Origin of the sequence: Roseomonas aerilata DSM 19363 (assembly GCF_000711725.1) — a bacterium.
Lineage (GTDB): Bacteria > Pseudomonadota > Alphaproteobacteria > Acetobacterales > Acetobacteraceae > Roseomonas > Roseomonas aerilata.
Map to the genome: position 1 here is coordinate 1 of NZ_JONP01000094.1, position 7,767 is coordinate 7,767.

7 protein-coding genes are annotated in these 7,767 nt (G+C 65.7%); 2 read left to right on the top strand and 5 right to left on the bottom strand.

Going from position 1 to position 7,767, the window contains the following annotated elements:
• Together BO39_RS28575 and BO39_RS28580 are read right to left on the bottom strand one after the other, a co-directional pair.
• Positions 1 to 226 (bottom strand): transposase (locus BO39_RS28575; RefSeq protein WP_043840162.1); only part of this gene is annotated, 226 nt, incomplete at its 3' end.
• Positions 227 to 395: 169 nt separating this feature from the next.
• Positions 396 to 1,310: an NAD(P)-dependent oxidoreductase gene (locus tag BO39_RS28580; protein WP_043840164.1), complete on the bottom strand. Its 915-nt coding sequence runs from the start codon at positions 1,308 to 1,310 to the stop codon at positions 396 to 398.
• A gap of 749 nt (positions 1,311 to 2,059) precedes the next feature.
• Between BO39_RS28580 and BO39_RS28590 the strand changes: the two genes are divergently transcribed.
• Entirely contained in the window at positions 2,060 to 3,196 is a 1,137-nt protein-coding gene (locus BO39_RS28590) for an iron-containing alcohol dehydrogenase (protein WP_043840168.1), read from the top strand.
• Positions 3,197 to 3,262: 66 nt separating this feature from the next.
• Complete coding sequence (locus BO39_RS28595) at positions 3,263 to 4,228, top strand: Bug family tripartite tricarboxylate transporter substrate binding protein (RefSeq protein WP_211257608.1); 966 nt, start codon at positions 3,263 to 3,265, stop codon at positions 4,226 to 4,228.
• Positions 4,229 to 4,664: 436 nt separating this feature from the next.
• On the opposite strand, the gene BO39_RS28600 is transcribed toward BO39_RS28595, so the two are convergent.
• From BO39_RS28600 to BO39_RS28610, 3 genes are all read right to left on the bottom strand, one after another.
• A complete protein-coding gene (locus BO39_RS28600) occupies positions 4,665 to 5,681 on the bottom strand; it encodes an IS110 family RNA-guided transposase (RefSeq protein ID WP_043840169.1) in 1,017 nt (338 codons plus the stop codon).
• Positions 5,682 to 5,953: 272 nt separating this feature from the next.
• Positions 5,954 to 6,985 carry an IS110 family RNA-guided transposase gene (locus BO39_RS28605; protein ID WP_408735196.1) on the bottom strand — a complete coding sequence of 344 codons (1,032 nt, stop codon included), beginning with the start codon at positions 6,983 to 6,985 and terminating at the stop codon, positions 5,954 to 5,956.
• 429 nt (positions 6,986 to 7,414) lie between these two features.
• On the bottom strand, positions 7,415 to 7,693 hold the full coding sequence (locus BO39_RS28610; RefSeq protein ID WP_043840171.1) for a hypothetical protein: 279 nt from the start codon (positions 7,691 to 7,693) through the stop codon (positions 7,415 to 7,417).
• Positions 7,694 to 7,767 lie beyond the last annotated feature (74 nt).

Genomic DNA, 7,767 nt, shown 5'->3' on the forward strand with positions numbered 1-7,767 from the left:
TGCGGTTGAACACGCCGAGGCGGCTCCAGCGCACGAAGCGGTTGTACAGGGTCTTGTGCGGACCGTACTCGGCAGGTGCGTCGCGCCAGCGCAGCCCGTTGCGGATGACGTGGAGGATACCGCTGACCACCCGCTGATCGTCGACGCGGGGCACCCCGTGCGAGAGCGGGAAATAGGGAGCAATCCGCCGGATCTGCGCCTTCGTGAGCCAGAACAGGTCAGCCATGGCAGCACCTCCGGCTACCATGGAATCAGCCATTCAGATCAGGCGCCAGCCCTGATTAACGGGTCCTGAGCCTAGTCCTCTTCCTGTTCACGATGCGGCCGCCTCGCCTTCACACAGATCAACTGCTGGGCACTGAGGTCTGCCGATGCCACCTAATCAGCGTCGCCCCTCAGCCGGGTGGTATGCCCGCCTTCAATCTGGGTGGCGGTAGGCCCGAGAGGTCGCACTGCGCGTCAAGAAGGGCGGAGAAATCCTTTCCTCCGAAGCCCCGCGCCCGCGCGGAGGAGAGCGTTTCTCGCCCCGCCGCTGCCATGGGCAGCGGCACGCGCTCTGTGTTGCCCGCGTCCACGATGAGAGTAAGGTCCTTATGCGCTAGGTCGATTGCGAAGCCGGGCCCCGTATCACCAGCAAGCACCTTCTGCGGCCAGTTAACTTTCAGCTGGCCATTCGTAGCGGTGGTGCCGTGCAGCACCTCCAGCGTTCGTTCCAGATCAAGCCCAAAGCGAGCCGCCAGGGCGAGCGCCTCGGCGTTGATGGTGCACAACAGGACGGCAAGGTGATTGTTCACCAGCTTCATGCGTGTGCCGCTACCTGGGGGTCCGCAGTGATGGATGGTGCTTCCCATTGCCGCCAGCAACGGCTGGGCCCGGGCAAAATCCGCGTCGCTTGCTCCCACCATGAACAGGCTCTCTCCGCGTTCCGCGTGGCTTGCCAGACGGCCAACTGGCGCATCCACGAAGCCAATATCCCTCTCCGCGCAGGCCGATGCCAGCGCGTCACTCGTCCCGGGATCAACGGTAGAGCTATCTATGACCAGCGATCCCCGGGGGAGATGGGTTAGCAGGCCGTCCGCACCCAGCACCACCTCACGCACCTCACGTGGTCCCGGCAGCATAGTCAGCACGATGGAGGAGGTGCTGGCCAGCTCGGCTGGCGAGGAGGCACGGCTCGCCCCCAAGTCCTCCAGTGCTGTTGCGGCCTCGGGCACCATGTCGAAGACCGACAGGGCAAACTGCTTGCGGCGCAGATTAGACGCCATGGGGCGTCCCATCCGCCCAAGACCAACAAACCCGACACGCTCCATTCTGGCTCCCCCCGCTACGATTTCGCCGACCCTCAAAGACCAGCCCGAACTTGTCAAACCAAGCGTTCACCGCGGGCGTGTTGCCTCAGTGAGGCAACGGCAAGTTGACAGGCGGTGGCCGGAATGACCAAGCTGGTGACGCCTGACGTCAGACGGCACCACCGGTTCCGTTGCGCGTTTGCGAAGCCTCCTCGAGCAGGTACAAACCACAGCATCGCGAGACGGCGGAGAGTGGCCTCAGTGAGGCCGGATCAGTCCTTCAAGGGGCGGCAGTTCACCGCCGACGTAATCCTCTGGGCGGTGCGCTGGTACTTCATGTTCCCAGTCAGTACCACGAGCGCGATGACGTCACTCGGGTACTGGACCCTGTTCAGCACTCCCGAGCTGCGCTCGTTGATCCCTCGGCCGCAAGCGCGGCAGCGATAGCGTCGGTAGCCTTGGGCCGTATGGTCTCGCCGCTCGGTCACACCGGCCGAACCGCAGTCCACGCACTCCATCTCAGGCACCGGCCGCCCGTCAACCTGTCAGGAGCTTGTCCACGACAGACCCTGCTTGCCAACCCGGGTACCCATGGCGCGAGCGCTGGCAGAACCGTCAACCGCGAGGGCTGATGCTCTTTTTGTGATGGCGTCGCCGGACGACAGCGGATTTGCGATACCGCCGCATTCTGCGCTGACTCCACCGTCGGCGGGTTCCGATGCCCCGTCAGGGTCGCGGAAGACCGAGGCCAAGGTTTCGGAGGTAACGGCATGGGTCTGATTAACTACGTGACGCGCATACATTTTGGCTTCGGCGAGATCGCACAGCTCGGTGCGGAGCTGCGGCTCGCCGGCATCGCACGACCGCTCATCGTCACCGACAAGGGTGTCCGGCAGCTGGGCTTCCTAGAGCGCATGGAGGGACTGCTGGATGCGGCCCCCGCCGGCGTGTTCGACGACACTCCCGGCAACCCAAACGAGGCGGCGGTGCGCGCGGCCACGGACATGTTCCATGCCGCCGGCGCCGACGGGATCGTGGCTATCGGCGGGGGATCTGCGATCGACCTCGCGAAAGGTGTCGCCATCCTCGCGGCGCATGGTGGGTCGCTGAAGTCCTACGCCGCCATCGAGGGCGGGGTCGATCGGATCTCGGCGAAGACCTGGCCCACCATCGCGATCCCCACGACTGCGGGTACTGGGAGCGAGGTCGGCCGCGGCGCCATCATCATTCTCGAAGACGGGCGAAAAGTGGGGCTGCTCTCACCGCACCTGGTGCCGCGTGCGGCGATCGTGGACCCTGAGCTCACTCGCACCTTGCCACCCATGCTGACTGCAGCGACCGGCATGGACGCGATCTCGCATTGCGTCGAAACCTTCCTTGCCCCCTCCTTCAACCCGCCAGCCGATGGCATCGCGCTGGAGGGGCTGCGACGCGGCTGGGCCAGTTTGCCCGTTGCGACGCAGGAGCCGCAGAACCGCGCCGCCCGCGCTGACATGGCCATGGCCGCAACCATGGGCGCCATGGCGTTCCAGAAGGGCCTGGGCTGCGTGCACAGCCTGAGCCACGCTCTGGGTGGGATCAATCCGAAGCTGCACCACGGAACCCTGAACGCCATCTTCATGCCTGCGGTGATCGCCTTCAACCGCGACGCGCCCACGTCGGTGGAGCAGGACAAGTATGCGCGGATGGCCGCCGCCGTGGGGCTCGCCCCGACCGACCGGCTGGAGGACGCGGTTCGCGCCATGTCCATCAGGATCGGTCTGCCAACGCGGCTGTCCGAACTGGGCGTCGGGGAAGAGGTGTTCGACCGCGTCGTCACCGGTGCGCTGGCGGACCACAGCCACAAGACCAACCCACGCGACGCCGATGCGCGTGACTACCGCGCCATGCTGGAGGCGTCACTCTAAGCGCCGGCCGCGGCTAACGGCCGGCTTGTCTGTTCCTACAAAAACCCAGAAAGAGGAACGCTCACGATGATGCTCATTCGCCGATCTGAATTCCTGTCGCTCGTTTCTGCAGCGGCCTGCGCGGCCCTCGGCTCCGGGGCCATGGCTCAAAGCTTTCCTTCCCGGACGATCGAGATCGTGGTGCCAGTGGCGCCAGGCGGCGGCACGGATATCGTGGCGCGAGCCTTCGCTGAAGTTGCTCAGAAGTACCTGCCTCAGCCGGTGGTGGTGCTGAACCGCCCGGGCGCGAGCGGCGCGATCGGGATGCAGGAGGTGCTGAATGCGCGCCCCGACGGCTACAAGGTTGGGCTGGTCTATTCCGATCTGTCCATCCTGCCAGGGCTGAAACGGGTCCGCTTCTCGCCCGACGACTTCCACATGATTGCCCTGCTCAACGCTGACCCCGGTGCCCTAGTGGTACCCGCGGACTCGCCATGGCAGACTATCGAGGACTTTGTCGCCGAGGCGAAGCGCCGGCCAGGTGCGGTGAAGCTCGGCAACAGCGGGGCCGGCTCCATCTGGCACATGGCTTCGGCGGCCATGGAGGATAAGGTTGGAGCCGAGTTCCTCCACGTCCCGTTCACCGGCTCAGCGCCGTCGCTGGCAGCTCTGCTGGGCAACCACGTGGACGCGGTGACCACCAGCCCCGGGGAAGCCTCCGCCTACGTGCGGGGCGGGAAAATGCGCCTCCTGGCGGTAATGGCCCAGGAGCGCGCCCCGGGCTTTCCAGAGGTGCCGACATTGAAGGAGCGCGGCTACGACGTGCAGGTTGGCGTTTGGCGCGGGCTGGCCGTGAACCGCAACACACCCGCCCCGGTGGTGGCCACACTTACTGAAGTGGCCCGTAAAACCGCCGAGGATCCGGCCTTTCGCGATGCCCTGGCCCGGGCCACCCTCAGCTTCGCCTATGCCGAGAGCGCGGCCTTTACGGCCCTCGCTAACCGTGACCGGGAGGTGTTCGGGCAGTTGATTGAGCGGCTGCGCATCGAATGAGGTGACCGCTCTGAGCCACTGTGGTGCACGGATCGGTCTGGCGGTCTGGGTGGGTTAGGTTCCTGAGGGGGTGACGACCCGTCATCCTCCAGGAGAACGCAGCTTGCCGTTCAACGTATGGCCCGCCCCGTCCGCAAGGGATTTCTCACGAGCCAGTCTGATCAGTCTACGTCAACGTATCCGTGTGTGGATGGCCCCCTGTCTTGCAAGAAGAATCATGGCGATCAAGCAGCGGTAGTCGCTTGCAGTCGTGTGTCCGGCCTTCAGCGCGGCACGACGGCCGCTGGCCCTGATGGGCGTCCGCGGGCTGGGGCCTCATCGGTCTCGCGGGTTCAAGGACCCCGGATACGTTCCAGGCTGCTCCCAACTCGTCGGCACTGCCGCTCACTCCATCACGCCTCTTCCTCTCGCAAGCATCCTCTCCCGCGGCCCTACCTTATGCCGTGGGTACGGCGGTCGTCGGCCGGTAGACGTCTCCCTTGGCCATGAGCGCCCAGATGATGCGCGCCATCTTGTTGGCGAGAGCAACGGCAACCTTGAGCCGGGCATAGCGGCTCAGAAGGCCTTGTACCCAGCCGTTGGCTTTCACCTCCCTCGAGCCCAGGAGGGCGGACTGTGCGCCAATGATCAACAGGCGGCGAATGTAGCCGTCACCCTGGTGGGTGATCCGACCCAGGCGCTGCTTGCCGCCCGATGAGTTCTGCCGAGGCACCAAGCCGAGCCAGGCGGAGAACTCCCGACCGGAGCGGAACACTGAGGCGTCCGCGACCGTCGCCACGATGGCGCTCGCGATCAGCGGCCCGACCCCTGGGATCCTGGCTAGGCGCTGGCTGGTCTGATTGGCCCGGTGCCAGGCCAAGATCTCGGCATCAACCTGTGCGATGCGCTTCTCGAGTTCGTCGATCTGCTCGGCAAGGAGGACAAGGATCTTACGCCCAGGCTCGGGGACTGTGTCCGTTTCCAAGTGCGCCCGCAGGCGTCCCAAACGGCAGATACCCTGTGCCTCGGCGACGCCGAACTCCGCGAGAAGACTGCGCAGCGAGTTGGCGGCTTGGGTCCGCTGCCGGACCAACAGGTCGCGCGTGCGATGCATGACCAGGACGGCCTGTTGCTCCCGGCTCTTGACTGCCACGAAACGCATGGTCGGACGGGTCACAGCCTCACAGATCGCTTCGGCGTCGGCCGCGTCATTCTTGCCGCGCTTGAGGTAAGCCTTGACGTAGTGCGCTGGCATGAGGCGGACCTCGTGCCCGAGGGCACGGAGCTCACGGGCCCAGTGGTGCGCGGTCGCGCAAGCCTCCATGCCGATGAGGCACGGCGGTAGCTTCGCAAAGAACGTCATCATCTGGGCACGGCGCAGCTTCTGGCGCAGGACGACCTGGCCGTCCGGCCCAACGCCGTGAAGCTGGAAAACATGCTTGGCGAGATCGACGCCGATCGTGGCAATCTGCATGGCGGATGGCCTCCTCCTGGGGTGTTCGACAACCCTCATCCTGGCACTTCGATGCCGATCGGGGGCCATCCACCCCATCGGTCTCGGAGCAACGCCCCGGCCAAGATGGAGATCCGCGCGTTCTGGTCCTCCTAAGGCACATCGGCGTCGAGCGCCGTTGAACGGCACAGGGTTCCAGAACACTGGTCGACTGTCAGGCCATCTCGCTTCCACCACCCGCAGACCTCGTCAGTCGCTCACGCCAGGATGGCGCCCGCGACTGATCCCCCGAGCTACGGCGTTCCCGCAGCTCCAACCTCGAACCCGCGTCCGCTGCGCAGAACTGCGCAGGCCACCCGCGCCAACTTGGCCGCGAGCGCCACGACGACGGTGTTCTTGTGGGCACGCTGCAGCAGGCCGTGCAGCCATCGGCTCAGCGCTGTGTCCGCCTTAGACAACACCTTAAGTGCCGCCCGTGCGCCGTGGATCAGCATCTTGCGCAGGTAGACATTCCCTCGCTTGCTGATCCCCAGCAGCTTTGGCTTGCCTCCCGTAGTCATCTGCCGCGGCACCAGCCCTAGCCAGGCCGCCAGATCCCTTCCTCGCCTGAAGGTCTCGGCCCTGCCAACCGCCGCCACCAGGGCTGTCGCGTTCAGCGGCCCAATACCGGGGATCGTGGTCAGCAGCCGGGCCGCCTCATCGCTCCGGGCTTGGGCCGCGAACTCCTGGTCGAAGGCCTCGATGCGCCGGTCCAGCTCGCGCCATTCCGCCCGCTGGTCCTCCACCAGCAGCCGCGTGCGCGGGCTGAGCGGAACCCGCTCCTCGGCGAGCAGGGTCTCGAGGTAGACCTCGAGTTTGTGCCGTCCCTGGGGCACGGTGATGCCGCGCTCGAGCAGAATGGCGCGCAGCTGGTTAATCAGCGCTGTCCGCTCGCTCACCAGCCGATCACGGGCGCGGTGCAGGCTCTGCATGTCGAGTTGCGCCTCGCTCTTGAGCTCAACAAAGCGCATGGTCGGGCGGGTCGCAGCCTCGGCGATCGCCTCCGCGTCCCGCTCGTCGTTCTTCTGCGCCTTCACATAGGGTCGGACATACTCGGGCGACATCAGCCGCACCTCGTGTCCCACCTCGCGCAACCTACGGCCCAGATGGTGCGCCCCGCAGCAGGCCTCCATCGCCACCACGCAGCCCGGCGACCCTGCCGCCAGCTTGACCACCCCATCGCGATGCAGGCTCCGTCGCAGGATCACTCGGCCGGCCGCGTCCAGCCCCACAACGCTGCAGCTGTTCTTGCCAAGAACAACGCCGAGAACCGCAATCTCCAACATGGGTCAGCTCCCTTACCCCTGGTTGCCTCGCCAGCTTACGCTAGCAGGATTGAGGGGCGGGCCATCCCATAAGGCCAATGCCGACCGTCGTCGCCGTATTCCGAAGCAGCGGTTTCGGGCGACAAACGGGGCGGAATACGATGCCGCGCTACGCGAGCGGGGCAGTCTGACCGTGTGGTTCACGGAGGGGCGGCGCCTGCTGCTGGCGCAGGCGCGCGCTGTTGCCGAGGTGACGGGACGGCTGCAGCGAGGCGATGCCGGAGGGTGAAGGGCAGCCGCGGGCACCAGCGCGCGACCATCTAGGCTGGTGGGCTGATGATCCGCTGCGGCTGCGGCTATCACGTAGATTGGGGCGGATGGATTAGGGGCTGAGTGGTGCTGTAGGTGGGAGATCTGGCAGAGGAGCACTGACTAGGTGGACTAGGCTGACTACGGCTGCTCCCTCTTTTCCGCAGCTGCTTCCATGTGGGCGAACTCGGCCTCGAACAGCGCAGCCATACGAGTGCGTAGCGCGACAGCCTTGACGGGATCTCCCTTGATCGGTGCTTCAGCCAGCACTCGCGCCATTTGCGAGCGCAGGGTGCGAATGAGGCTCAGCCGATCCCCCTCTTCGCTACGGCTGAGCATGCCTTCGAGGGCACCGGCAAGGGACGCAGCGACCATCTGCTCAAGCCCATCCTCCGGCGGTAGGTCGGAACCGTCGTTCATCTAAGACGCCCTTTCACGAGTGGCTCCACAACCCTGGCCAGCTTCGACCGTTGCTAATGTTACAAAATGCGATT